This window comes from Vibrio sp. 1641 (genome assembly GCF_033339995.1).
Classification (GTDB): domain Bacteria; phylum Pseudomonadota; class Gammaproteobacteria; order Enterobacterales; family Vibrionaceae; genus Vibrio; species Vibrio alginolyticus.
In genome coordinates, this window is the sequence record NZ_JAWOVP010000381.1 from 1 (window position 1) to 572 (window position 572).

Here is a 572-nt window from a genome sequence, read left to right on the forward strand (position 1 = left end):
ATCTCAATGTAACGGCCGTGATTGTTCAGATGTTGAAGGTCAATCCGATAGCGTACGTTGGATGTCTAGCGTCTGGGGAAACTCGTCGCCTTCTTCTTATCTTTGCTCTTCTATTGGTGGCGGTTGTGGTGCCGCCATTGATCGTTCTAGCTCTTGGTGCGGTGAGTCTGGTTGGTGCTACGCGAGTTACACGGTTATCGGCCCTGAGTGCAACGTGCCTAGCGGTCCATCTTTCTGTTCGGACCCCGAGTGTAAAAACTATAAAGACCCAGATTCAGATGAAAAACCAGATACAGACCCAACCCATGACCCAGACGACCCAACAGGCGGCGACATCGAAGACCCTAGCGTTTTACCAGATTCAGACAATGATGTTGTCGTTCCTGACCCTCCAACAGATGAACCTGATGTTGAAGACCCTCCAACAGATGAATCAACAGATACGGCAGTTGTTAACGCAATAACGGGAATGAATAAGGATGTTAATAAGGCACTGAATGATATGAACATTGATATCAATCAGGCTAGTGCTGACGTTCAAAACCAAATTATCGCGCTCAATGCTTCGGTCG

The 572-nt window shown here is 47.7% G+C and carries 1 pseudogene; it reads left to right on the forward strand.

From position 1 onward, the window contains the following. Window positions 1-572, forward strand: a pseudogene (locus R7Z47_RS26095) (hypothetical protein); the annotation flags it as partial.